Source organism: Streptomyces sp. NPDC096176, assembly GCF_044763255.1.
Taxonomy (GTDB): domain Bacteria; phylum Actinomycetota; class Actinomycetes; order Streptomycetales; family Streptomycetaceae; genus Streptomyces.
Genome location: NZ_JBIWFV010000001.1, coordinates 327,824 through 350,392, shown reverse-complemented (window position 1 = coordinate 350,392; position 22,569 = coordinate 327,824). Strand labels below are relative to the sequence as shown.

The 22,569-nt window shown below is 70.0% G+C and carries 23 protein-coding genes; 12 read left to right on the top strand and 11 right to left on the bottom strand.

Annotated features, from left to right (window positions below; all coding sequences use genetic code 11):
- Nucleotides 1-56: 56 nt before the first annotated feature.
- Together ACIQ7Q_RS01750 and ACIQ7Q_RS01745 are read right to left on the bottom strand one after the other, a co-directional pair.
- Nucleotides 57-776 (bottom strand): DUF4328 domain-containing protein, encoded by a 720-nt coding sequence (locus ACIQ7Q_RS01750; protein WP_403855173.1) that lies wholly within the window; start codon nucleotides 774-776, stop codon nucleotides 57-59.
- Between the two features lie 313 nt (nucleotides 777-1,089).
- Nucleotides 1,090-2,694: a glycoside hydrolase family 20 protein gene (locus ACIQ7Q_RS01745; protein WP_403855171.1), complete on the bottom strand. Its 1,605-nt coding sequence runs from the start codon at nucleotides 2,692-2,694 to the stop codon at nucleotides 1,090-1,092.
- Between the two features lie 87 nt (nucleotides 2,695-2,781).
- Here ACIQ7Q_RS01745 and ACIQ7Q_RS01740 point away from each other — a divergent pair, with 87 nt between their 5' ends.
- The 6 genes from ACIQ7Q_RS01740 (at nucleotide 2,782) to ACIQ7Q_RS01715 (ending at nucleotide 7,815) form a co-directional block, all read left to right on the top strand.
- A complete protein-coding gene (locus ACIQ7Q_RS01740) occupies nucleotides 2,782-3,483 on the top strand; it encodes a 2-oxo-4-hydroxy-4-carboxy-5-ureidoimidazoline decarboxylase (RefSeq protein ID WP_403855169.1) in 702 nt (233 codons plus the stop codon).
- 214 nt (nucleotides 3,484-3,697) lie between these two features.
- Nucleotides 3,698-4,078, top strand: a complete 381-nt coding sequence (sdhC, locus tag ACIQ7Q_RS01735) for a succinate dehydrogenase, cytochrome b556 subunit (RefSeq protein WP_403855167.1) — start codon at nucleotides 3,698-3,700, stop codon at nucleotides 4,076-4,078.
- 8 nt (nucleotides 4,079-4,086) lie between these two features.
- On the top strand, nucleotides 4,087-4,563 hold the full coding sequence (locus tag ACIQ7Q_RS01730; protein ID WP_403855165.1) for a succinate dehydrogenase hydrophobic membrane anchor subunit: 477 nt from the start codon (nucleotides 4,087-4,089) through the stop codon (nucleotides 4,561-4,563).
- A gap of 23 nt (nucleotides 4,564-4,586) precedes the next feature.
- On the top strand, nucleotides 4,587-6,341 hold the full coding sequence (sdhA, locus tag ACIQ7Q_RS01725; protein WP_403855163.1) for a succinate dehydrogenase flavoprotein subunit: 1,755 nt from the start codon (nucleotides 4,587-4,589) through the stop codon (nucleotides 6,339-6,341).
- On the top strand, nucleotides 6,341-7,099 hold the full coding sequence (locus ACIQ7Q_RS01720) for a succinate dehydrogenase iron-sulfur subunit (RefSeq protein WP_403855161.1): 759 nt from the start codon (nucleotides 6,341-6,343) through the stop codon (nucleotides 7,097-7,099). The genes sdhA and ACIQ7Q_RS01720 overlap by 1 nt, the downstream gene beginning before the upstream one ends.
- Before the next feature lie 167 nt (nucleotides 7,100-7,266).
- Nucleotides 7,267-7,815 carry a hypothetical protein gene (locus tag ACIQ7Q_RS01715; RefSeq protein WP_403855159.1) on the top strand — a complete coding sequence of 183 codons (549 nt, stop codon included), beginning with the start codon at nucleotides 7,267-7,269 and terminating at the stop codon, nucleotides 7,813-7,815.
- Between the two features lie 101 nt (nucleotides 7,816-7,916).
- Here ACIQ7Q_RS01715 and ACIQ7Q_RS01710 read toward each other — a convergent pair whose 3' ends face one another.
- Nucleotides 7,917-8,372 carry an Lrp/AsnC family transcriptional regulator gene (locus ACIQ7Q_RS01710; RefSeq protein ID WP_403855157.1) on the bottom strand — a complete coding sequence of 152 codons (456 nt, stop codon included), beginning with the start codon at nucleotides 8,370-8,372 and terminating at the stop codon, nucleotides 7,917-7,919.
- Between the two features lie 77 nt (nucleotides 8,373-8,449).
- On the opposite strand from ACIQ7Q_RS01710, the gene ACIQ7Q_RS01705 reads away from it, so the two are divergent.
- Nucleotides 8,450-9,376, top strand: a complete 927-nt coding sequence (locus ACIQ7Q_RS01705; protein ID WP_403856381.1) for an SMP-30/gluconolactonase/LRE family protein — start codon at nucleotides 8,450-8,452, stop codon at nucleotides 9,374-9,376.
- Between the two features lie 66 nt (nucleotides 9,377-9,442).
- On the opposite strand, the gene ACIQ7Q_RS01700 is transcribed toward ACIQ7Q_RS01705, so the two are convergent.
- A complete protein-coding gene (locus tag ACIQ7Q_RS01700; RefSeq protein ID WP_403855155.1) occupies nucleotides 9,443-10,306 on the bottom strand; it encodes an alpha/beta fold hydrolase in 864 nt (287 codons plus the stop codon).
- A gap of 136 nt (nucleotides 10,307-10,442) precedes the next feature.
- Between ACIQ7Q_RS01700 and ACIQ7Q_RS01695 the strand changes: the two genes are divergently transcribed.
- From ACIQ7Q_RS01695 to ACIQ7Q_RS01685, 3 genes are read left to right on the top strand one after another with little or no spacing between them, the layout of a single operon-like run.
- On the top strand, nucleotides 10,443-10,886 hold the full coding sequence (locus tag ACIQ7Q_RS01695) for a hypothetical protein (RefSeq protein WP_403855153.1): 444 nt from the start codon (nucleotides 10,443-10,445) through the stop codon (nucleotides 10,884-10,886).
- Between the two features lie 5 nt (nucleotides 10,887-10,891).
- The gene (locus ACIQ7Q_RS01690; RefSeq protein ID WP_403855151.1) at nucleotides 10,892-11,320 is read left to right on the top strand and encodes a thiol-disulfide oxidoreductase DCC family protein; all 429 of its coding nucleotides are present in this window, start codon (nucleotides 10,892-10,894) and stop codon (nucleotides 11,318-11,320) included.
- An 11-nt stretch (nucleotides 11,321-11,331) separates the two neighbouring features.
- A complete protein-coding gene (locus ACIQ7Q_RS01685; protein ID WP_403855149.1) occupies nucleotides 11,332-12,054 on the top strand; it encodes a TetR/AcrR family transcriptional regulator in 723 nt (240 codons plus the stop codon).
- 39 nt (nucleotides 12,055-12,093) lie between these two features.
- Here ACIQ7Q_RS01685 and ACIQ7Q_RS01680 read toward each other — a convergent pair whose 3' ends face one another.
- Nucleotides 12,094-13,686: a metallophosphoesterase gene (locus ACIQ7Q_RS01680; protein WP_403855147.1), complete on the bottom strand. Its 1,593-nt coding sequence runs from the start codon at nucleotides 13,684-13,686 to the stop codon at nucleotides 12,094-12,096.
- A 9-nt stretch (nucleotides 13,687-13,695) separates the two neighbouring features.
- Complete coding sequence (locus ACIQ7Q_RS01675) at nucleotides 13,696-13,941, bottom strand: SCO4848 family membrane protein (protein WP_356639270.1); 246 nt, start codon at nucleotides 13,939-13,941, stop codon at nucleotides 13,696-13,698.
- Between the two features lie 121 nt (nucleotides 13,942-14,062).
- Here ACIQ7Q_RS01675 and ACIQ7Q_RS01670 point away from each other — a divergent pair, with 121 nt between their 5' ends.
- Nucleotides 14,063-15,316, top strand: coding sequence for a D-alanyl-D-alanine carboxypeptidase family protein (locus ACIQ7Q_RS01670; RefSeq protein WP_403855145.1), 1,254 nt, complete (start codon nucleotides 14,063-14,065; stop codon nucleotides 15,314-15,316).
- Here ACIQ7Q_RS01670 and ACIQ7Q_RS01665 read toward each other — a convergent pair.
- The 4 genes from ACIQ7Q_RS01665 to glyA form a co-directional block, all read right to left on the bottom strand.
- Complete coding sequence (locus tag ACIQ7Q_RS01665) at nucleotides 15,264-16,232, bottom strand: YihY/virulence factor BrkB family protein (protein WP_403855143.1); 969 nt, start codon at nucleotides 16,230-16,232, stop codon at nucleotides 15,264-15,266. The two genes, ACIQ7Q_RS01670 and ACIQ7Q_RS01665, sit on opposite strands and share 53 nt — an antisense overlap.
- Nucleotides 16,233-16,357: 125 nt before the next feature.
- On the bottom strand, nucleotides 16,358-16,936 hold the full coding sequence (locus ACIQ7Q_RS01660; RefSeq protein WP_403855142.1) for a 2'-5' RNA ligase family protein: 579 nt from the start codon (nucleotides 16,934-16,936) through the stop codon (nucleotides 16,358-16,360).
- A 130-nt stretch (nucleotides 16,937-17,066) separates the two neighbouring features.
- Complete coding sequence (gene trpS, locus ACIQ7Q_RS01655; protein WP_403855140.1) at nucleotides 17,067-18,080, bottom strand: tryptophan--tRNA ligase; 1,014 nt, start codon at nucleotides 18,078-18,080, stop codon at nucleotides 17,067-17,069.
- Between the two features lie 191 nt (nucleotides 18,081-18,271).
- Nucleotides 18,272-19,540: a serine hydroxymethyltransferase gene (gene glyA, locus ACIQ7Q_RS01650; protein ID WP_403855138.1), complete on the bottom strand. Its 1,269-nt coding sequence runs from the start codon at nucleotides 19,538-19,540 to the stop codon at nucleotides 18,272-18,274.
- 308 nt (nucleotides 19,541-19,848) lie between these two features.
- On the opposite strand from glyA, the gene rocD reads away from it, so the two are divergent.
- The gene (gene rocD / locus ACIQ7Q_RS01645) at nucleotides 19,849-21,057 is read left to right on the top strand and encodes an ornithine--oxo-acid transaminase (RefSeq protein WP_403855136.1); all 1,209 of its coding nucleotides are present in this window, start codon (nucleotides 19,849-19,851) and stop codon (nucleotides 21,055-21,057) included.
- A 55-nt stretch (nucleotides 21,058-21,112) separates the two neighbouring features.
- Here rocD and ACIQ7Q_RS01640 read toward each other — a convergent pair whose 3' ends face one another.
- A complete protein-coding gene (locus tag ACIQ7Q_RS01640; RefSeq protein ID WP_403855134.1) occupies nucleotides 21,113-22,531 on the bottom strand; it encodes a PLP-dependent aminotransferase family protein in 1,419 nt (472 codons plus the stop codon).
- Nucleotides 22,532-22,569: the final 38 nt, after the last annotated feature.

Here is a 22,569-nt window from a genome sequence, read left to right as displayed (position 1 = left end):
TGTACCGGTTCCTACTGCGTCGGATGGCTCGATTACGTCACTCCGTGGCCGGAACGTTACCGTCGGCTCCCGGCCTCGGCCGGCGTCGCACCCACTTTGCCCAGCGCCCTGGCATGCTGCATGTGCGTCAGGCGGCGGACGAACAGGGCCGCGAGGACGGCGGCGACGATGTCGACGACACCCGCGACGACCAGGGCGTCGGCGGCGGAGACGATCTCCTGGGTCGTCTCGGCCTTGTCGTAGAGCCGGTCCGCGTACCGCGTCACCAGCCATGACGCCACGAACGCGATCCACCACACGTTCACCAGGGTGCCGTGCTCATGGTCGTCCCCCGCGTACGGGTCGGTGCGGCTCGCGGTCCACGTCTCGGCGGCGACACGGCGCGGGATCCAGAGAAAGGCGACAGGGATGAACCAGCCGCCGATGGCCCAGCCCCGGCTCTTCGTGAAGCGGTCGAGGGCGAAGAGTTCCGCGTTCGACCGGACGCGGTGGAACCAGATGATGAAGACCACCACGGTGGCCGCGAAGGCCGCGAACTGCGCGAAGGATGTGACCACCATCAGCAGGTCGGCGAGGTCGGCGTCCTCGGTGGAGTAGGCGAGGAAGTCACCGCTCTCCATGATCGTCATCAGTCGGCGGAGATTGAGTGCGGCCGTGATCGCGGCGATGTCGGTGACGGCCACGACAAGGAGCAGGATCGCCGCGGCACGGCCGAGCCCCACCGGCGAGCGAAGTGGCCGGCTCAGTGCGGACGGTGGTGCGGGTGCGGCAACCACGGGGCTCAGGTTCGGCGTCAGCGGCGATGACGGCACTGACGGTGCATCAGCGGACGTCTTCGACGTGGACGCCACGGACGCCGCATCGGTGGACGGCGCCGCGGCAGTCGCGCGGCAGTCGTCGCAGAGCGACTCCCCGGCGCTCGCGGGTCTTTCCTGGCATCGGGAACACGGCATGGCGGACAACCCCCGGGCAGAGACAGCAATCGGCACCGCCCCCAGGGGCCCGACATGGAAACGCGGCCGTACGCACGGCGGCCGCCCGCGGAACATACGCCCACGTGACGGCCACCGTCCAGCGAGTTGCGGCAGGTCAGGAAGTGCCTGTGATCTTCTCCGCCAGCTGCTCGAACGACTGCCAGCTGCGCGACGGCTGCCGCGGGTCCCACAGTTTCTGCGCCGTCGCCTGGAGCGGGCGCTGGATGCCCGCCGCTACCTGTTCCTGGGTCTGGGAGTTCGCCAGGTCGCACCAGATGGCGAAGCGGCCGCCGAGGATCTGGTCCGAGTACTTCTGCGGCACCGCCGTCGTGCCGCGCAGCACCAACGGGGTCCACTGCTCGTAGATGCGGCGGCCCGTCGGGTAGGTGAACTGGTTGGGCTCGCCGAGCACGTAGTAGAGGAACTCGTCGTTGAGGTTCACCACCGGCCGGCCCTCGGCCAGGTACTCCTCCGGCGGGCGGGCGCCGATCTCCTTGCCGGTCCAGTACTCGACCTCGATGCCCTTGTCGGCGTTGACCACCCCGCCGCTGAAGAACCCGTCGTTCCACGCTTTGGGTGTCTTCTTCGCGTCACGGACGACCGCGGCGCGGTCGTTCAGCCAGCCCTCCGCCAGATCCTGGATCGTGGCGTTGGCGCCGTACTTCTCGCGGGCGGCCTGGGCGAGCTGCGGATAGGAGGCCGACGGGTTGCTCACCGTGAGGGCCTGGTACTCGTCGGCCCCGATGTGGAACCACTTGCCGGGGAAGAGCGCCGCGTACTCGCGCAGCAGGTCGTCGACGATGCGCGCCGAGTCGGGCTTGGAGATGTCGATGGCGCCCTGACGCGGCACGCCCTGGGTGTTGCGCAGCTGGAGCTGGGGGTACGCCCGCATGACCGCGCCCAGGTGTCCGGGCGAGTCGATCTCGCCGACGACCGTGATGTGCAGGCGGTCGGCGAGCGCCAGGATCCGGCGGACCTCGTCCTTGGTGAGGTGCGGGTCGGAGACGATCTCCGGATGCGAGTCCGACTCGATGCGGAAGGCCTGGTCGTCGGAGAAGTGCAGGCCGAGCTGGTTGAGCTTGAGGTCGGCCATCTCACGGAGCCGGTCCTCTATCCACCCTGCCGTGAAGTACTTGCGCGCGATGTCGAGGTTCAGTCCCCGCTGGGGACGGTCCGGCCGGTCCCGTACAACGCCTTCCGGCATCGACCCGCCCGAGCGCACGGACTGCTTCAGCGTGCGGGTTCCGTAGAAGACGCCCGCCTCGTCGGGGCCGGTGATCTTCACCCGGCCGCCACTGGTGGTGAGGGTGTACGACTCGGCGGCGCCGTCCCCGGCAAGTGCCAGCTCCACGTCGCCCGCGCGGGCGGCGACGGCTCCGCGATAGGTGAGCTTGAGTTCCTGGGCGAGCAGCCGGCCCTCGTCCGAGAGCGCTTCACTGCCCTTGGCCACGACGACCCCGCTGTCGGCCGTACGGCTCCAGCCCGGGCCACGGGCGGCCTGGTGGCTTTGTACGGAGGGGATGGTGGCGGGCGCCTCGGAGAGTGGGTAGCTGCGTGTCGGAGTCGGTGCAGCGGCGGCCTCGGTCGGTGCCACCTGGGCCGGCGGGGCGCTGCCGGGCTCGCCGGGCCCTTTGTCGGAGCAGCCCGCGAGCGTCATCGAGAAGACGGCGACCGAGGCGGTCATCGCACCGGTGAGGCGCGCCTTTCGAGAGAGCCACATGGTCCTGATACCTCCGATAAGCGGTGAAACTTGGTAGAAGCGCCCCCTTCTTTTGTCCATTACGTAAGATCAAACTCTCCCGTCCGGGTGAAAATCGTGCATCCGTCGGACAGCCCTGCGTGCACATCGCTAGCTTTACGACACACCCTTATCTCCCTTCCCTGCCGTCCCGCTGTCCCGTTCGAGGAGCCTCCGCTGTCCAGCGATCCCACCACCGGCCTCCCGAAGCGACCGCCGACACTCCACCACACGCGGAGCGCTTCTGCTCCAGCGCCCATACCGTTCCAGCGTCGCGCGGAGTCGGGGCTCGAGCATTTCAACAGCGCCCCGGCCGAAACCGCGGAAGCGATCATCCTCGCCTGCTGCGGCAGCCGCGGCTGGGCCCGGCGCGTGGTCGCACACCGCCCCTACCCCGATATCGAGGCCCTCCTCGCGGGCTGCGACGAGGCCGGATACGACCTCCCGCCCGGCGAGGTGCACGAGGCCCTGGCCGGCGAATCGTCCACCGGACTGCCCCCGAACGCCCCGCAGGCGGCGCACACCGCCCTCGCCGCCGCGCACGCGGCCTACGAGAGCCGATTCGGACACGCGTTCGTGATCAGCCTCGACGGACACCGGCCCGACGAGTATCTCGACCAGGTGCTGGCCGGCATCCGGAGCAGGCTGTCCCACGAACCGGACGAGGAGCGGGCCGTCTCCGCCGAGGAACTGCGCGCCCTCGCACGCTCCCGGCTGGCCCATGCAGTGGCCAACCATCCGGAGACCGACATCGCGAGGGCCGGCACGTAGTTGCCGCCTCCACCCCGTCCCGCCGGACCGGACGGGCGCGGCTTAGCCCGTCCGAGGCTGTTTGATTGCCTGTTTGATCACACCGGCGGACCCCGGGCGAACGAACCGACAACACGTCGCTACGATGGCCAGGGCCGGTGGACCGTACCCGGCCGGGCCAGACCGACACCCACAAGCCGGCAGGCCCCAATCCCCGCTCCCGGAGGGTTCTTCCGTGCCGGCTGGAACGCTGTACCGCGGCCGGGAAGGAATGTGGTCCTGGGTGGCTCATCGAGTCACCGGCGTCCTCATCTTCTTCTTCCTGTTCGTACACGTGCTGGACACCGCTCTCGTCCGCGTCTCCCCCGAGGCGTACGACGAGGTTGTGGCCACCTACAAGACGCCGATCGTCGCGCTGCTCGAATACGGCCTGGTGGCCGCGATTCTCTTTCACGCGCTCAACGGCCTCCGCGTCATCGCCGTGGACTTCTGGTCCAAGGGCCCGCGCTACCAGAAGCAGATGTTCATGGGCGTCATGGCCATCTGGTTCGTGCTGATGGTGGGCGCCCTTTACCCCGTGCTCGGCCACGCCGTCCGCGAAGTCTTCGGGAGCTGAGGCCAGAAATGTCCGCTGACACCACTTCCGCGATCGGTCCCGTCGAGGGCGCCCACGTCTACGACGTGAACAATCCCGCCCCGTACATCGAGGCCCCGCGCAAGCGCACCAAGAAGACCCCGCGCTCCACCCGGGGCAACTTCGAGATGGCCGCATGGCTGTTCATGCGCCTGTCCGGCGTGGTTCTCGTCGTCCTGGTCATCGGTCACCTGCTGATTCAGCTGGTGCTCGACGGCGGCGTCTCCAAGATCGGCTTCGCCTTCGTGGCCGGCCGCTGGGCGTCCCCGTTCTGGCAGACCTGGGACCTGCTGATGCTGTGGCTTGCCATGCTGCACGGCGCCAACGGCCTCCGCACCGTCATCAACGACTACGCGGAGCGTCCGAACACGCGCCTGTGGCTCAAGGGCCTGCTGTACACCGCCACGGTGTTCACCATCCTTCTGGGCACGCTGGTGATCTTCACCTTCGACCCGAACATCCGCTAGGCACGGGGCTGAGGAATTCACCCATGAAGATCCACAAGTACGACACCGTCATCGTCGGCGCCGGCGGCGCCGGCATGCGCGCGGCCATCGAGGCGACGAAGCGCAGCCGCACCGCCGTGCTGACGAAGCTCTACCCCACCCGCTCCCACACGGGCGCCGCGCAGGGCGGCATGGCCGCCGCGCTCGCCAACGTGGAGGAGGACAACTGGGAGTGGCACACCTTCGACACGGTCAAGGGCGGTGACTACCTGGTCGACCAGGACGCCGCCGAGATCCTGGCGAAGGAGGCCATCGACGCCGTCCTCGACCTGGAGAAGATGGGCCTGCCGTTCAACCGGACCCCGGACGGCACCATCGACCAGCGCCGCTTCGGCGGCCACTCCCGCAACCACGGCGAGGCCCCGGTCCGCCGGTCCTGCTACGCCGCGGACCGCACCGGCCACATGATCCTCCAGACGCTGTACCAGAACTGCGTCAAGGAGGGCGTGGAGTTCTTCAACGAGTTCTACGTCCTGGACCAGTTGATCACCGAGGTCGACGGCGTCAAGAAGTCCGCCGGTGTGGTCGCGTACGAGCTGGCCACCGGTGAGATCCACATCTTCCAGGCCAAGGCCGTGATCTACGCCTCCGGCGGCACGGGCAAGTTCTTCAAGGTGACCTCCAACGCGCACACCCTGACCGGTGACGGCCAGGCCGCCTGCTACCGCCGTGGTCTGCCGCTGGAGGACATGGAGTTCTTCCAGTTCCACCCGACGGGCATCTGGCGCATGGGCATCCTGCTGACGGAGGGCGCCCGCGGTGAGGGCGGCATCCTCCGCAACAAGGACGGCGAGCGCTTCATGGAGAAGTACGCGCCGGTCATGAAGGACCTCGCGTCCCGCGACGTCGTCTCGCGCTCCATCTACACGGAGATCCGCGAGGGCCGCGGCTGCGGTCCCGAGGGCGACCACGTCTACCTGGACCTCACCCACCTTCCGCCGGAGCAGCTCGACGCCAAGCTCCCGGACATCACCGAGTTCGCGCGGACCTACCTCGGCATCGAGCCCTACACGGACCCGATCCCGATCCAGCCCACCGCGCACTACGCCATGGGCGGCATCCCGACCAACGTCGAGGGTGAGGTCCTGCGCGACAACACCACCGTCGTGCCGGGCCTGTACGCCGCCGGTGAGGTCGCCTGCGTGTCGGTGCACGGCGCCAACCGCCTCGGCACCAACTCGCTGCTCGACATCAACGTCTTCGGCAAGCGCGCCGGTATCGCCGCCGCCGAGTACTCGGCGAAGTCCGACTACGTCGAGCTGCCGGAGAACCCCGCGGCGTTCGTCGCCGAGCAGGTCGAGCGGCTGCGCAACTCCACCGGTTCCGAGCGGGTCTCCGTGCTCCGCAAGGAGCTGCAGGAGACGATGGACGCCAACGTGATGGTGTTCCGCACCGAGCAGACGATCAAGACCGCGGTCGAGAAGATCGCCGAGCTGCGCGAGCGCTACCTCAACGTGTCCATCCAGGACAAGGGCAAGCGGTTCAACACGGACCTGCTGGAGGCCATCGAGCTGGGCAACCTGCTCGACCTGGCCGAGGTCATGGCCGTCTCCGCACTGGCCCGCAAGGAGTCCCGCGGCGGTCACTACCGCGAGGACTTCCCGAACCGCGACGACGTCAACTTCATGCGCCACACCATGGCGTACCGCGAGGTCGGCGACGACGGCTCCGAGACCGTCCGTCTCGACTACAAGCCGGTCGTCCAGACCCGCTACCAGCCGATGGAGCGTAAGTACTGATGGCTACCCCGACCCTGGAGAAGCGGGAGGCCGGCTTCGCCGACTCCCCGTACATCACCGCCACCTTCCGGATCCGCCGCTACAACCCCGAGGTGTCGGAGCACGCGGTCTGGGAGGACTTCCAGATCGAGATCGATCCCAAGGAGCGTGTCCTCGACGCCCTCCACAAGATCAAGTGGGATGTCGACGGCTCGCTCACCTTCCGCCGCTCCTGCGCGCACGGCATCTGCGGCTCCGACGCGATGCGGATCAACGGCAAGAACAGGCTCGCCTGCAAGACGCTGATCAAGGACATCAACCCGGAGAAGCCCATCACGGTCGAGGCCATAAAGGGCCTGACGGTCCTCAAGGACCTCGTGGTCGACATGGAGCCGTTCTTCCAGGCCTACCGCGACGTGATGCCGTTCCTCGTCACCAAGGGCAACGAGCCGACGCGCGAGCGTCTGCAGTCCGCCGAGGACCGCGAGCGCTTCGACGACACCACCAAGTGCATCCTGTGCGCCGCGTGCACCTCCTCGTGCCCGGTGTTCTGGAACGACGGCCAGTACTTCGGCCCGGCGGCGATCGTCAACGCGCACCGCTTCATCTTCGACTCGCGTGACGAGGCCGGAGAGCAGCGACTGGAGATCCTCAACGACAAGGACGGCGTGTGGCGTTGCCGCACCACGTTCAACTGTACGGACGCCTGCCCGCGCGGTATCGAGGTCACCAAGGCGATCCAGGAAGTGAAGCGTGCGCTGATCACGCGCCGCTTCTGACGGCTCGCCACATCACGGCTCGTCATATCATCGAGGCTCGCTTCCCCCAGGGAGGCGGGCCTCTTTGTATCCGTACGGGTACGGACGCAGACTTCACCCACCGGGGCCATACCTGGCAGGATCAGGGAACGTCTGACCGGACGCAGTGGGAAAGCGGGGACGAGATCATGAGCACGCCCAATCCGTACAGGGACGGGGAGCCCGAGTACCAGTGGGGCCCCACCCAGCCACCGGGCAGCACGCCCGCCTACGGCTACCCCAACCCCGCGCCGGGATACGGCTATCCACAGGACCCCGCTCCGGGCTACGCCCAGACCCAGCCCGCCGGTGTCCCGGTGCCGTACACCGGCCCTCCCGCGCCGACGGGCGGCGCGCCGCTGGTGTCCATCGGCGACATCACGGTGATGGGCGATTCGATCGTCACCCCGGGCGGCACGCTGCCACTGAAGGGCGCCGTCTGGAACGCGACGGACATGTCGCGCACCGAGGAGAAGATCCCGACGCACGCGATCGTGCTGGCGATCGTCTTCTTCATCTTCTGTCTGCTGGGTCTGCTCTTCCTGCTGATGAAGGAGAAGACGACCACGGGATTCATCCAGGTCACGGTGACCAGCGGCGGCAAGCACCACTCGACGATGATCCCGGCTCAGGGTCCCCAGTCGTTCCAGATGGTGATGGGTCAGATCAACTACGCACGGTCGCTCAGCAGCATGTAGGCGCTTCGGGGTCGGCAGGGCCGCGGGCCTGCCGACCCCGTCGACGCTCCGCCGCTCGGCCGTCCGCCTTCGGACCGAGCAGCAGGACGCCACACCGACAATCAGGTGCGGCGGGGCTCCTCCAGCGGGGAGACCGGCCGTTCGAAGAACGTCTCCAGGGACACCGTCGCCTGCGTCCCGCTGACGCCCTCGATGGCGTAGAGACGCCTCAGCACGTCCTGGAGCTGCTCGGTGGTGGAGGTGCGCACCTTCACGAGCACGGACGCGCTGCCCGCGATGATGTGGGCCTCCTGGATCTCCGGAATCGCGGCGAACGCCTCGGCCGAATCGCCCATCCAGGCAGAGGACTCGACCATGACGAAGGCCAGCACACCGCGGCCCAGCGCGGCCGGGTCGACGTCCACCGTCGTACGCCGGATGACGCCGCGCTCGCGCAGTTTCCGTACGCGCTCGTGCGCGGCGCCGGCGGACAGGCCCACGGCCTTGCCGAGCGTCGCGTAGGGCGATGCGGCGTCCTGCTGGAGCAGGGCCACGAGTTCACGATCGATGCCATCCATAGTTGCGACCATACTTCATACTGCGATACTCATGGATCACCGAAGCTGATTCGGCACATCCCATGGGGGGCTTGATGATGTCCGGAACTACGCGTACTTCGATCTACGAGATCCTCGACGACCGCTTCCGCACTGGACGCTGCGCCAACGGCGACGAGCGGCTCGAGCGGCTCCACGAGGAGAGCCGCTGGGCCGAGGGGCCCGTCTATCTGCCGGCCTGGCGGCAGCTGATCTGGAGCGACATACCCAACGACCGGATGCTGCGCTGGGACGAGGCGACGGGAACCGTCGGGCTCTTCCGTGCGCCGGCCGGCCACAGCAACGGCAACACCCTCGACCGCGAGGGGCGCCTCATCAGCTGCGAGCAGGGCAACCGCCGGGTCATCAGGACCGAACCGGACGGCACCACGACCGTTCTGGCCGACCGCTTCGACGGCAAGCGCCTCAACAGCCCGAACGACGCGGTCGTGCACTCCGACGGCTCGGTGTGGTTCTCCGACCCGACCTTCGGCATCACGAGCGACTACGAGGGCCACCGCGCGGAGTCCGAGATCGGCGCGTGCAACGTCTACCGCGTCGATCCTGCGAGCGGCGAGGTGCAGCCGGCCGCCGACGGCTTCGGCGGGCCGAACGGCCTGGTGTTCTCCCCCGACGAACGGCAGTTGTACGTCTCCGACACCGTGGCAGGACACATCCGGGTCTTCGACGTGCGCGACGACGGCACTCTGGACGGCGGCACCGTCTTCGCCGAGGCGAAGGACGACGCCCGGTTCGACAACATCCGCTTCGACGACGAGGGCCGGCTGTGGGTCGCGGCCATGCACGGCGGAGTGCACTGCTACGCCCCGGACGGGACCCTCATCGGCCGCATCCTCGTACCGGAGGCCGTCTCCAACCTCGCGTTCGGCGGCCCGAAGAACAACCACATGTTCATCACCGCCACGACGACGCTGTACTCCCTCGTCGTCTCGGTGACCGGCGCGCCGAGGATCCGCCCCGCCTGACCGGCCCGCACGCCCGAGGCCACGACCCGGGTGACGCGGGGCCGACAGGCTCTCGGAGGAGACGCGCTAGGAGGCGCGCGCGGTCGGCCGCGCCGGGTGCTCGGCGAGGAATCCGGTCATCAAGGCCGTGATCTCCCGAGGCCGTTCCAGACTCGGCAGGTGCCCGGCCCAGGGCAGCTCCAGGTGCCGAGCGCCGGGCAGTTCGGCCGGCAGGCCGGCCGCGATCTGCCGAAAGTCCTCCAGGTCGTGTGCGCCCGAAACAACAAAACAGGGCGCCTGGATGCGGGACAGGCCGGGGGGCTCCGGCGCGGAGTCGGCCTCGGCCGCGGGGACTTCGGCCCCGCCGTCCGCGCCGTCCGCTCCTGCTGCATCGTCGGCGGCTTCCTCGGCCGCCTGCTCGGCCGCTTTCTCGGCCGCGAGCTGCACCTCGAACGCGTGCCGCTGCATCCGCCGCACGGCGTCCCGCACCGTCTCGTCGGCCTGGGGCCCGAGCCAGGTGGAGACGTTCAGCTCCACCGCCCCCTCGATGTCGCCGGCTTCGAACAGTTCGTTCTCCCGCTCGGCGAAAGCGACCAGTTGCGGGCCGGGGCGGTGCCCGGGCCGGTCGGGACAGAGCAGCAGCAGTCCCCCGACCCGCTGCGGGCTGCGCGCGGCGGCCTCCAGCGCCACCCGGCCTCCGTACGACGCGCCGATCAGCGTGGCCCGCTCCACGCCGAGGGTGTCCAGGAGTTCGAGGACGTCGTCGGCGTCGTCGTAGGGACCGGTCTCAGGGGGCGTGTCACCGAAGCCCCGGAAGTCGCAGCGCACGACCCGGTGCCCGGCTTCCACCAGCGCCTGCCAGTGGGCGTCCCACATGCGCCGGTCGCAGACGGTCGAGTGGAGCAGGACGACGTCGGGGCCCTGGCCGGTCTGATCGTAAGTGAGTGTCATGGAGCGGACTTTACGGGCCGGGCTCCAGGCTCGCCCCTCCATTTCTCCCGCCCTCCCCCCAACGCTTGAACATGTTCAAAAGGAGGTCTACAGTCACACCTACCAGCTTTTGAACACGTTCAAGGGAGGGTGGGGCATGGACCTCACTGTTGTCACGTACGTCGCCTACCTGCTGATCAGCGTCGGTCTCACCGTCTGGGTCGCTCGCACCCTCACCAAGAACGGCCGGATCTTTCTCGCCGACGTACTCAAGGGGAACGAGAAGCTCGCCGACGCCGTGAACCACCTGCTGGTGGTCGGCTTCTACCTGGTGAACCTCGGATTCGTCGCGCTCTACCTCAAGACCGCCGACGCCGTCACGGAGACACGGGGCCTCTTCGAGGCCCTGTCGGTCAAGATCGGAGTGGTCCTGCTCGTCCTCGGCGTGATGCACCTCGGCAACGTCTACGTGCTCAACAAGATCCGCCGCCGCAGCGTGATGGAGCGGAAGCAGACCCCGCCGGTCCCGCCGCAGGCATGGACCCCTCAGACGGGCCCCGGACCCTGGAGCGCGCCCGCCACCCGCCCCGCCGGAGCGTGAGCGCGATGATCGCCCCCGCACGGCCCGCAGCCCCCGGGACGGTGCGCAAGCTGACCGTCCTGTACGACGCCGAGTGCTCCCTCTGCGTCCATCTCCGGAGCTGGCTGCTGCGGCAGCCCCAGCTCGTACCCCTGGAGCTGGTTCCCGCCGGGTCGGCGGAGGCGCGGAGGCGCTATCCGCATCTCGACCACGGCATGACCCGGCGCGAGATCACCGTCATCGGCGACAAAGGCCAGGTCTACACCGGTCAGGCCGCCTGGATCGTGTGCCTGTGGGCCCTGGCGGAACACCGGCCCAAGGCCCACTGGCTCGCTACCCCGGCCGGCGCCCCCTTCGTCCGCGTCACGTTGCTCGCGGCGGCCAAGTACCGCGAGGCCGTGAAGGGGGCGCCGACCGCGGCTCCCTGCGACGACCGGTGCGCGGTACCCGACTAGGCTCGGTCACCGTGACTGCAGCGAACGACCCGACCGACGCGAAGGCCCCCAAGAGCGAGCAGACCCGCACGCTCATCCTCGAGACCGCGCTCCGGCTCTTCCAGGAGCGCGGCTACGACAAGACGACGATGCGGGCCATCGCCAAGGAGGCCGGTGTCTCGGTAGGGAACGCGTACTACTACTTCGGCTCCAAGGAACATCTCGTCCAGGGCTTCTACGACCGGATCGCCGCCGAGCACCAGGCGGCGGTCCGTCCCGTACTGGACAAGGAGACGGACCTCGAGGCACGGATGGCCGGGGTTCTGAAGGCCTGGCTGGACATCGCCGCGCCGTACCACGAGTTCGCGGCGCAGTTCTTCAAGAACGCGGCCGACCCGGAGAGCCCGCTCAGCCCCTTCTCCCCCGAGTCGGAGCACGCCCGGGAGGCGGCCATCGACGTCCACCGGGAGGTGCTGGCGGGCTCGAAGTCCAAGGTGGCGGAGGAACTCCGGGAGGTTCTCCCCGAGTTGATGTGGCTCTCCCAGATGGGCTTGGTCCTGTACTGGGTCTTCGACCGGTCGGAAGGCAGCGAGCGCAGCAGGCGCCTCGCCGAGCGCGGGGCCCGGCTGACCGCCCGGGGCGTGGCACTCGCCCGCTTCCGGGTACTGCGTCCGCTGGTCCGCGAGGTGCACGAGCTCTTCACGGACTTCCTGCCCGGCATGGCGGAGACCGTGGCCGCCCGCAAGAAGAGCTGACCGGCGGTTCACGACCCCGTCATGAGCCGCCGGACCGTCTTACGCCTGGCGCGACGCCAGTTGCACGAGGGTGATGTCGGACGCCGCCCCGACCCGCACCGGCGGGCCCCACGCGCCCGCGCCCCGGGTCACGTACAACTGGGTGTCGCCGTAGCGTTCCAGGCCGGCGACGGTGGGATTGGCCAGCTCGGCGAGGTGGTTGCCGGGCCAGAGCTGGCCGCCGTGCGTGTGGCCGGACAACTGGAGGTCCACGCCCTGCTCGACGGCGTCGTGGATGACGACGGGCTGATGTGCGAGGAGCACGGCGGCGCGGGTGCGGTCGCGGTCGCCGAGCGCCTTCACGAAGTCCGGCCCGTGGCCTTCGCTCTCGCCCGCCACGTCGTCGACCCCGGCGAGGTCGAAGCCCCCCGCGATCTCGACGCGCTCGTTGCGCAGGGGGCGCAGGCCCAGCTCGCGGACGTGGTCGACCCACTCGTCGGCGCCGGAGAAGTACTCGTGATTGCCGGTGACGAAGAACGAGCCGTGCCGGGAGCGGAGCTGCGCGAGCGGCTCGGCCGCGGAACCGAGGTCCGCGACCGAACCGTCGACGAGGTCGCCGACGACGGCGACGAGGTCCGGCTGGGCGGCGTTGATGGAGTCGACGATGCGCTGCGTATGAGCCCGGCCGAGGATCGGCCCGAGGTGGATGTCGCTGACGACGGCGATCCGGTAACCGTGGGCGGCGCGCGGGAGCTTGGCGAGCGGAACGGTGACGCGCTTGACGCGGGGGCCCCGGAGCACGCCGTAGGTGCCGTACCCGACGGTCCCGAGCGCGGCGGCGGCCGCCGCGCCGCCGACGACTCGCGAGACGAACAGCCGCCGCGACACGCCTGCGGCGGGCCCGCCTCGGGGACGCTCGGGGTTGGCGTCGCCGGGTGTCGGCGAGGGATCGGCCTCGGCCGGGGCGCCCTCGTCACCGGAGGAAGCGGCAGCCATGTCGGGGCCGGCGTCCTCGCGCGCCCCGCTCACGCCCGAGGCACCTCCGGAAGCGACGGAGCCGTGCGCTGCGGCCGGTTCGGAGGCCGGGTGTCCGGCACGGTCTGCGGAGGCTGCCGCGGCCCCGTCAGGGGCGATGTCGACGGCGACTGCGGAACGCACCCCGTGCGCAGCGCCGCCCGCCTCCCGCGAGACGGGGGTCCCATGGGGCCCGGCGTGCTCGCCCGTGCCCCTCACGGCCGACGTGCCGCCCAACGGGGCGGACGCGGCCGGGCCGGTGCCGGACGGGTTCGAGGGCTCGCCGGCCTCGCTCCTGGGTCCGGTGGCAGCCGACGCGCGGCGGTCCAGGACCCTGCGCAGCAGGGGGCTCACCCCCTCGCCGACCAGCAGCGCCAGGACCAGGTAGAGCAGCACCGCCAGCCACAGGTAACCGGGCCATGCCAGCACCCGTTCCAGCCAGAACGGCGCTCCGACCCGGCCCGAAGTGAGGGCCGCGACGGACAGCAGCGGCAGCAGCCAGATCGCGGCCGTGCCGAGCCTGCGGGCCGTACCGCCCCGCGCGGTCGTGTCGCGGACGAGCCTCCGCCACACGTACCAATGGACCCCGGCGAGCAGGGCAACGACCAGAAGAATCACGAGCACGACGACTGCCGCCACGACCTGCCCCTACCTGCGCTCACGGCGCAACGCCCGTACACCACGCAACCCGATGACGCCGATGACCGTCCCCAGAACCAGGGAGGTGACAGCGAGCAGCAGATGGACCCAGAAGTAACCCGTCGGGTCGCCCGCGTCGTCGAAGGCGAGCCCGCTGGCGTCCTTCCACAAGTTCCTGATGAAAGAGACCCAGATGAACCAGCTCCACACCCCGAACGCGAGTAGGAACCAGGAGACGGAACGGCTGAGCTTCATGAACCAAGTATCGCGTCCGTCCTCCGACCGGGTCCTGCGGGGTGGGCTGTCCTGGCGTCAGTCCCGGCGAGCCTTCAATACGATCTCCATATTTTCTACGCGGCCCTGTACGTTCTCGTGCGTGTCTGCTCTGAAAACCACCGCGCGAAGGACGGCGTCGACGGTCCTCGCCGCCGCGTTGCTGCCCGCACTGGCCGCAGGCCCCGCACTCGCGGCCACGCACGACAACAACCCGGACCGGAAGAAGCCGAAACCTCCGGCGCGCATGTCCTCGGTCGGCGGCCTCCAGCTCGCCAAACCGGGCACCCAGGTCAGGCTCGGCCCCGGCGCGCCCGTGCTCCCCAAGGACGTCAGCGGCCGGTCCTGGATCGTCGCGGACGCCGAGAGCGGTGAGGTGCTCGCCTCCCACAACGCACACTGGCGGCTGCCCCCGGCGTCGACCATGAAGATGCTCTTCGCGGACACCCTCCTGCCGAAGCTGCCGAAGACCACCGTCCACAAGGTCGCCCCCGAGGAACTCGCCGACGTCGGCGCGGGCAGCAGCCTCGTCGGACTCAAGGAGAACCACACCTACTCGGTCCACGACCTGTGGCTGGGCGTCTTCCTGCGCTCGGGCAACGACGCCGTCCACGTCCTGTCGGCGATGAACAACGGCATCGACCAGACGGTCAAGGACATGCAGGAGCACGCCGAGGAGCTGCAGGCACTCGACACCACGGTCGTCTCCCCCGACGGCTACGACGCCCCCGGCCAGGTCTCCTCCGCGTACGACCTGATGCTGATCGCCCGCAGCGGCATGCAGAAGAAGGACTTCCGCGAGTACTGCTCGACGGTGAGCGCCGACTTCCCCGGCGAGCAGAAGGAGGGCGAGAAGCGGGGAACGTTCAAGATCGAGAACACCAACCGCCTACTCACCGGCGCGAACGGCATCACCCCCTACAAGGGCATCGCCGGCGTGAAGAACGGCAGCACCACCCAGGCAGGCTCCACCTTCACCGGCGTCGCGGAACGCAACGGCAAGGTGCTGCTGGTCACCGTCATGCACCCCGACTCGGGAGAGAGCCTGGCCGTCTACAAGGAGGCCGGCCGGCTGCTCGACTGGGGCTTCTCCGCGGCCGGCAAGGTGACACCCGTCGGCGAGCTGGTGCCGCCGAGGTCGGCCGAGTCGGCAAACGACACGGAGGCGGTCAAGGACGACGAGGACCGCAAGGCCGACGCCGCGAATCCGGTCGCCGCCTCGCAGACCGGCTCCAGCGGCCTGAGCATCGCGCTGAGCGTCGGCGGCGCCGTGCTGATGGCCCTTGCGACCGCCGTGTTCCTGGTCAAGCGCCGCTGGCCGCTGCCCGACCGGGCGCGTCGCGGACCGGGTCAGTAGCGGCCACGGCGGGCTGATCACCGCCACTGCTCTCCGGCTCGCCGGCACTGCTGCTCGCTTCGCCGTCGCTGTGCTGCGTCGCCGTCCAGGCGGCGCAGAACAGCAGCAGCTTGGCCGTGAAGTTGATCCACAGCAGCAACGCGATCGGGACGCCGAACGCGCCGTACATGCTTCGCGACGCGACGCCGCTGATGTAACCGCCGAGCAGCAGCTTGAGCAGCTCGAACCCGACAGCGCCGATCAGCGCGGCCACCACAAGGCGCCGACGCGGCGGCTGCACCCCTGGCAGCAGGGTCAGCGCGTAGAGCAGGACCAGGAAGTTCGCGACAACACCCACCGCGAGCGCGGCGACCTGCAACAGCACTCCGCCGATCCCGCCGTCCTCGAGGCCCAGCCGGTCGGCGGTCCAGCCGACCGTGGTCGAGCCGAGGGCGGAGGCGGCGAACGACGCCAGGCCGATGCCGCCGAGACCGGCGAGCACGCCCACGTCCTTGACCTTGCGGACCACGGGATTGCCCTCGTCCACGTCGTCGAGCTCCCACACCGCCCGCAGGCATTCGCGCATCGACCCGACCCAGCCGACACCCATGAGCAGCAGCAGCGCACCGGCGACGACCCCGACCGTGCCCGCGTTGGCGACCAGACCGTTGATGTCGAGCTGGTCGGAAATACCCGGGACCTGGTCGGAGAGCTGCTCGTCCAGCTTGGCCAGCGCCTGCTGGTCGAGCGTCGCGGCGACGATCGCCGCGGCAACGGTGATCAGCGGGAAGAGCGCCAGAAAACTGAGGAACGTGATCGCAGCGGCAAGGCGCGTCCAGTGGACCCGGTCGAGCGTCTCGTACGACCGCCACGCATGGGTGCGCATCAGCCGCTGAACGAGGGGGCCGACGACGGGAAGCTTGATCAGCCAGTCCATACGCTACGCCTACCCGCCGTGACCCTCCGCAGGCCGGCGACTTGCCGGGAGATCACCGTCCGCTGCGGAGGGGCGCCTCGCACGGCCCGGGGAGCCAGGAGCAGCCGCGGAAGTTCTCGGGAAGCTCAGAGGGTGGTGGCGTGCTCGTCGACGGGGGTGCCCTGCGGGGGCACGCCGGAGATGCCTCCGAAGGTGTACGTGCTGAGCTTGCGCCACACGGCGTCCGCGCCCTGTTCGTAGAGGGCGAACGACGCACAGGTCCAGGCCGCCGCGTACTCGGAGAGCTCCTCGTACGCGCGGTCCATCGCCTCCTCGGAGATGCCGTGCGCCACCGTGACGTGCGGGTGGTAAGGGAACTGCAGCTCGCGCACCAGCGGCCCGGAGGCGTCCCGCACCCGCTTCTGCAGCCACGTGCAGGCGGCGCCGCCCTCCACGACCTGGACGAAGACGACGGGCGACAGCGGACGGAAGGTGCCGGTGCCGGACAGCCGCATCGGGAACGGCCGGCCGACCGCGGCGACGGCCGTCAGATGCGTCTCCACGGCGGGGAGCAGCGCGGAGTCGACCTCGGTGGGCGGCAGAAGGGTGACGTGGGTCGGAATGCCGTGCGCGGCGGGATCCCCGAAGCCCGCGCGCCGCTCCTGGAGCTGGCTGCCGTAGGGCTCCGGGACCGCGATCGAAACGCCGAGCGTTACGGTCCCCACGTCGTTCTCCTCAGGGTGTCGGTACGGATGGGATCGGTCGGATCGACAAGGGTCTGCAGCCGCCAGTGTGGCGGCTGCACCCTCTTTGTGGCCAGAGTCCTTGGACACAGGTCTTCGGACTCTTCGCGGTTCAGTGCTTCGCGGGGACGAATCCCAACTTGTCGTAAGTGTCCGCCAGGGTCTCCGCGGCCACAGAACGGGCCTTCTCCGCGCCCTTGGCCAGGATCGAGTCCAGCGTCTCTGTGTCGTCCAGGTATTCCTGCGTACGGGCCCTGAACGGTGTGACGAAGTCCACCATCACCTCGGCGAGGTCCGTCTTGAGCGCACCGTAGCCCTTGCCCTCGTACTTCTGCTCCAGATCGGCCACGGTCGTACCCGTGAGGGTGGAGTAGATGGTGAGCAGGTTGCTGACGCCCGGCTTCTCCTGCGCGTCGAAGCGGATCACCGTGTCCGTGTCGGTGACCGCGCTCTTGACCTTCTTCGCGGTGGTCTTCGGCTCGTCGAGCAGGTTGATCAGGCCCTTGGGCGTCGAGGCCGACTTGCTCATCTTGATCGTCGGGTCCTGGAGGTCGTAGATCTTGGCGACCTCCTTCACGATGTACGGGGCCGGGACGGTGAACGTCTTGCCGAAGCGGCCGTTGAAACGCTCCGCGAGGTCGCGGGTGAGCTCGACGTGCTGGCGCTGGTCCTCGCCGACCGGCACGGCGTCCGCCTGGTACAGCAGGATGTCCGCGACCTGCAGGATCGGGTACGTGAAGAGACCGACGGTGGCACGGTCGGCGCCCTGCTTGGCGGACTTGTCCTTGAACTGGGTCATGCGGGAGGCCTCGCCGAAGCCGGTGAGGCAGTTCATGACCCAGCCGAGCTGTGCGTGCTCCGGGACGTGGCTCTGGACGAAGAGCGTGCAGCGCTCGGGGTCGAGGCCGGCCGCGAGCAGCTGGGCCGCGGCGAGTCGGGTGTTCGCACGCAGCTCCGCCGGATCCTGCGGCACGGTGATCGCATGCAGGTCCACGACCATGTAGAACGCGTCGTGGGTTTCTTGCAGCGCCACGTACTGGCGGATGGCACCGAGGTAGTTCCCGAGGTGGAACGAACCGGCGGTGGGCTGGATACCGGAGAGCGCGCGGGGTCGGGATGAGGCCATGTTCCTCATTCTCTCAGGTACGGAACCGATCTCCGGCCGCCGGTGCATCCCTGGCCCTCCGCCCCCTTGGCGGGCCGGTGCCGCGGCCGCCGTCCGGCAACCGCGGCACCCCCGCGCCCCGGTCCCGCGCCGCTGACTGCCGGACGGCCGGAGGCACCGCCCGGCCGTCAGGGTCGTCCGGCGGTCATGGGTCAGGCGGTCAGGCCCGGTGCGGGGTAGGCGGCCATGAGCTCGGCCACCTCGGCCCGGATCGCGGCGAGCGTGTCCTCCTCGCCCTTGCCGGCGGCCGTGATGCCCCGGTCGATCCACTCGGCGACGGCTGCCATGTGCTCCGTGCCGAGGCCGCGGGACGTCAGGGAAGGAGTGCCGATACGGATGCCCGACGGGTCGAACGGCTTCCTCGGGTCGTAGGGGACGGTGTTGTAGTTGACGACGATCCCGGCCCGGTCGAGGGCCTTGGCCGCCACCTTGCCGGGGACGTCCTTGGAGGTGAGGTCCATCAGGATCAGATGGTTGTCGGTGCCTCCGGAGACCAGGTCGAAGCCGCGGGCCAGCAGTTCCTCGGCCAGCGCCTTGGCATTGGCGACGACTTGGGCGGCGTAGTCGCGGAAAGACGGCCGGGAAGCCTCGTGCAGGGCGACCGCGATGGCGGCGGTGGTCTGGTTGTGCGGGCCGCCCTGGAGTCCCGGGAAGACCGCCTTGTCGATCGCCTTGGCGTGCTCCTCGCGGGACATCAGCATCGCGCCGCGCGGGCCGCGCAGGGTCTTGTGGGTGGTGGTGGAGATGACGTCGGCGTGCGGCACGGGCGAGGGGTGGGCGCCGCCCGCGATCAGCCCGGCGATGTGGGCGACATCGGCGACCAGCACGGCGCCGGCCTCCTTGGCGATCTCCGCGAACGCAGCGAAGTCGATGGTGCGCGGCAGCGCGGTGCCGCCGCAGAAGATGACCTTGGGCCGTTCCTCGAGAGCGAGTGCGCGCACCTCGTCGAAGTCGATGAGCCCGGTGTCCTGGCGTACGCCGTACTGGACGCCGCGGAACCACTTGCCGGTGGCGGAGACGCCCCAGCCGTGGGTGAGGTGGCCGCCCATCGGCAGGGCCATGCCCATCACGGTGTCGCCGGGCTCGGCGAAGGCGAGGTACACGGCGAGGTTGGCCGGGGAGCCGGAGTAGGGCTGGACGTTGGCGTGCTCGACGCCGAAGAGCGACTTGGCGCGGGCGACGGCGAGCCGCTCGACCTGGTCGATGTTCTGCTGGCCCTCGTAGTACCGGCGGCCGGCGTAGCCCTCGCTGTACTTGTTCTGCAGGACGGTGCCCGAGGCCTCCAGCACGGCCCGCGAGACGTAGTTCTCGCTGGGGATGAGCCGCAGCGTGTCGGCCTGGAGTTGCTCCTCCGCACCGACGAGAGCGGCGAGCTCCGGGTCGGTCGAGGCCAGTGCGGGGTGGGAGAGGGGAAGGGTCATGGAAGTGGTCCTCCGGGGCGATCCGTGTCGTCGGCCGTGGTCCTCGGGGTGCCTGGGGGCACCTCCCGTGCCGAAGGCCACGGGGGAGGGCGGCACCTCGCGCGTATACCCGCGCACGGCTTCCTCGGGGTCGCTTCCCCGTACGCCAGTCGCCGTGCGTGCCGCCCACAGTAGCGGCCGGGGTGCCGACGCGCCGCGCCGTCCACACTGCGAGCCGCGGGCGGCGCGCGACGATGGAGAGGGGCACGGTCACCCGCGCCCCACACCGGCCAGCCGTCCGTCCGTCCAGATGATCGATCGGAGTGCCCGTGTCGACCACGACATCCGCCTTCGCCTCCGCCGAGGCGCACAGCGCGCACAACTACCATCCGTTGCCGGTTGTCGTCGCCTCGGCGGACGGCGCCTGGATGACCGATGTCGAGGGGCGCCGCTTCCTCGACCTGCTGGCCGGGTATTCGGCCCTCAACTTCGGTCACGGGAACCGCCGGCTGATCGAGGCGGCGAAGGCACAGCTGGAGCGGGTCACACTGACCTCCCGCGCCTTCCATCACGACCGGTTCGGGGATTTCTGCGCCCAGCTGGCGGAGTTGTGCGGCATGGAGATGGTCCTGCCCATGAACACCGGGGCGGAGGCGGTGGAGACGGCCGTGAAGACCGCCCGCAAGTGGGGCTACCGGGTCAAGCGGGTGCCGGACAACATGGCCAAGATCGTGGTGGCGTCCAACAACTTCCACGGCCGGACGACCACGCTGATCAGTTTCTCGACCGACCCGGAGGCCAGGTCGGACTACGGGCCGTACACCCCGGGGTTCGAGATCGTTCCGTACGGGGACCTGACCGCGATGGACGCGGCGGTCACGGAGAACACGGTGGCCGTGCTGCTCGAGCCCATCCAGGGCGAGGCGGGCGTGCTGGTCCCGCCGGCCGGTTATCTCCCCGGCGTCCGCAGGATCACCGCCGAGCGGAACGTGCTGTTCGTCGCGGACGAGATCCAGTCCGGGCTCGGGCGTACGGGCAGGACGTTCGCCTGCGAGCACGAGGGCGTCGTGCCGGACATGTACGTGCTCGGCAAGGCGCTCGGCGGCGGTGTGGTGCCGGTGTCGGCGGTGGTGTCCTCCGCCGAGGTGCTCGGGGTGCACAGGCCGGGTGAGCACGGCTCGACGTTCGGCGGGAATCCGCTGGCCTGTGCGGTGGCCCTGGAGGTGATGGCGATGCTGCGCACCGGGGAGTTCCAGCGGCGCGCCGCCGAACTGGGTGAGCATCTCCACCACGAGCTGGGGCTGTTGACCGACGCCGGTCTGCTGACGGCGGTGCGCGGTCGCGGGCTGTGGGCCGGTGTGGACATCGCGCCGGGCCTGGGGACGGGCAGGGAGCTCTCGGAGAAGCTCATGGACCGGGGGGTGCTGGTGAAGGACACCCACGGAGCCACCATCCGGATCGCCCCGCCGCTGGTGATCGACAAGGAGGATCTGGACTGGGGCCTGGACCAGATCCGGGCCGTGCTGGCCGGCGGCTGACCTGCCGCGCGGGCCCGAGGCCCGAGGGCCTGCGGCGGGCGGCGCCTGCCGTCCGTCACTCCCCCAGAGCCCGGCACAGCGCCTCGAGCGCGCCGTCCCACGCGCTGTCCGGAGGGGTCGCGTAGCCGACGACCAAGGCGTCACGGTCGGCCGGCGCGTCCTCGTGGCGGAAACGGCTGACCGGCTCGACGCCCAACCCCTGCCACGCCGCGGCGCGCAACGCCGACTGCTCGGTGCCGGGCGGCAGTTCGAGGACCGCGTGCAGCCCGGCGGCGATGCCGCTCACCCGGATGCCCGGGGCGTGCTCGGCAAGCTGCTGCACCAGCTCGTCGCGGCGGCGCCGGTAGCGCAGTCGCATCCTGCGGACGTGCCGGTCGTACGCGCCGGACGCGATGAACTCCGCGAGGGTGAGCTGGTCCAGCGCGCTCGACACCCAGTCGACGCCGCCCTTCGCCTCCAGCACCTCGCCGACCATCGCCTGCGGCAGCACCATCCAGGCCAGCCGCAGGCCGGGAGCGAGTGACTTGCTGGCCGTGCCCAGATAGACGACATGCTCCGGTTCGAGGCCCTGGAGTGCGCCGACGGGCTGGCGGTCGTAACGGAACTCCCCGTCGTAGTCGTCCTCGAGGATCACGCCGCCGGTCGTGCGAGCCCAGTCGACCGCCGCGGCCCGCCGGTCGGGGTGGAGCGGGACGCCGATGGGGAACTGGTGGGCCGGCGTCATCAGCACCGCCCCCACGCCGCGCAGCTCGCCCCGGCCCAGCGGAGCCGTGTCCGTGCCCAGTTCGTCGAAGGGCAGCGCCGAGGTGCGCAGTCCGGCGTCGGCCAGCAGGTTCCAGTGCACATCGAGGCCGTACGACTCGACGGCCACGTCCCGTACCCGCCGCTGCCGCAGCACCTTCCCCGTCAGCATCAGTCCGTGCACGAAGCCGGAGCAGATCACGATGCGCTCCGGTGCGGCGTACACACCGCGTGCCCGCGCCAGGTAGTCCGCCAGGACCGTCCGCAGCTCGACGCGTCCGCGCGGGTCGCCGTAGCCGAACGCCTCGTGGGGCGCGGCGCTCAGTGCCCGGCGTGCGGCCTTGAGCCACTCCGTGCGCGGGAAAGAGGCGAGGTCGGGGCTGCCGGGCATCAGGCTGTACGTGGGCCGGCCGCGCGGCGGGCGCGCCCCGACCGTGCCCGCCGCGGGCTCGCGCGGCGCGGACCGCTGGGCCACCCGGGTGCCGGATCCCTGCCGGGCGGTGAGCCAGCCCTCGGCCACGAGCTCGGCGTAGGCGTCGGCGACGGTATTGCGGGCGATCCCGAGATCGGCGGCGAACGAACGGGACGACGGCAGCCGCGTGCCCGGGGCGAGCCGGCCCGTGCGGACGGCCTCCCGCAGCGCGTCCATCAGCCCCTGCCGCAGCCCGGGGCCGTGCAGCTCGAGATGCAGATCGGCTCCGAATGCGCTGGAACTGGCCCACGAATCCGTCATGGAAATGGACCATACTCGTGCGCCATCTGCGCCGTACG

What these genes read in the sequence shown, in the direction of transcription:
- ACIQ7Q_RS01700 (WP_403855155.1), bottom strand. Translation starts at nt 10,306, where the DNA reads ATGACACTCACTTACGATCAGACCGGCCAGGGCCCCGACGTCGTCCTG.
- ACIQ7Q_RS01640 (WP_403855134.1), bottom strand. Translation starts at nt 22,531, where the DNA reads ATGACGGATTCGTGGGCCAGTTCCAGCGCATTCGGAGCCGATCTGCAT.
- ACIQ7Q_RS01715 (WP_403855159.1), top strand. Translation starts at nt 7,267, where the DNA reads ATGAGCACGCCCAATCCGTACAGGGACGGGGAGCCCGAGTACCAGTGG.
- ACIQ7Q_RS01705 (WP_403856381.1), top strand. Translation starts at nt 8,450, where the DNA reads ATGTCCGGAACTACGCGTACTTCGATCTACGAGATCCTCGACGACCGC.
- ACIQ7Q_RS01745 (WP_403855171.1), bottom strand. Translation starts at nt 2,694, where the DNA reads ATGTGGCTCTCTCGAAAGGCGCGCCTCACCGGTGCGATGACCGCCTCG.
- ACIQ7Q_RS01730 (WP_403855165.1), top strand. Translation starts at nt 4,087, where the DNA reads ATGTCCGCTGACACCACTTCCGCGATCGGTCCCGTCGAGGGCGCCCAC.
- glyA (WP_403855138.1), bottom strand. Translation starts at nt 19,540, where the DNA reads ATGACCCTTCCCCTCTCCCACCCCGCACTGGCCTCGACCGACCCGGAG.
- trpS (WP_403855140.1), bottom strand. Translation starts at nt 18,080, where the DNA reads ATGGCCTCATCCCGACCCCGCGCGCTCTCCGGTATCCAGCCCACCGCC.
- ACIQ7Q_RS01690 (WP_403855151.1), top strand. Translation starts at nt 10,892, where the DNA reads ATGATCGCCCCCGCACGGCCCGCAGCCCCCGGGACGGTGCGCAAGCTG.
- ACIQ7Q_RS01695 (WP_403855153.1), top strand. Translation starts at nt 10,443, where the DNA reads ATGGACCTCACTGTTGTCACGTACGTCGCCTACCTGCTGATCAGCGTC.
- ACIQ7Q_RS01720 (WP_403855161.1), top strand. Translation starts at nt 6,341, where the DNA reads ATGGCTACCCCGACCCTGGAGAAGCGGGAGGCCGGCTTCGCCGACTCC.
- ACIQ7Q_RS01665 (WP_403855143.1), bottom strand. Translation starts at nt 16,232, where the DNA reads ATGGACTGGCTGATCAAGCTTCCCGTCGTCGGCCCCCTCGTTCAGCGG.
- ACIQ7Q_RS01710 (WP_403855157.1), bottom strand. Translation starts at nt 8,372, where the DNA reads ATGGATGGCATCGATCGTGAACTCGTGGCCCTGCTCCAGCAGGACGCC.
- sdhA (WP_403855163.1), top strand. Translation starts at nt 4,587, where the DNA reads ATGAAGATCCACAAGTACGACACCGTCATCGTCGGCGCCGGCGGCGCC.
- ACIQ7Q_RS01675 (WP_356639270.1), bottom strand. Translation starts at nt 13,941, where the DNA reads ATGAAGCTCAGCCGTTCCGTCTCCTGGTTCCTACTCGCGTTCGGGGTG.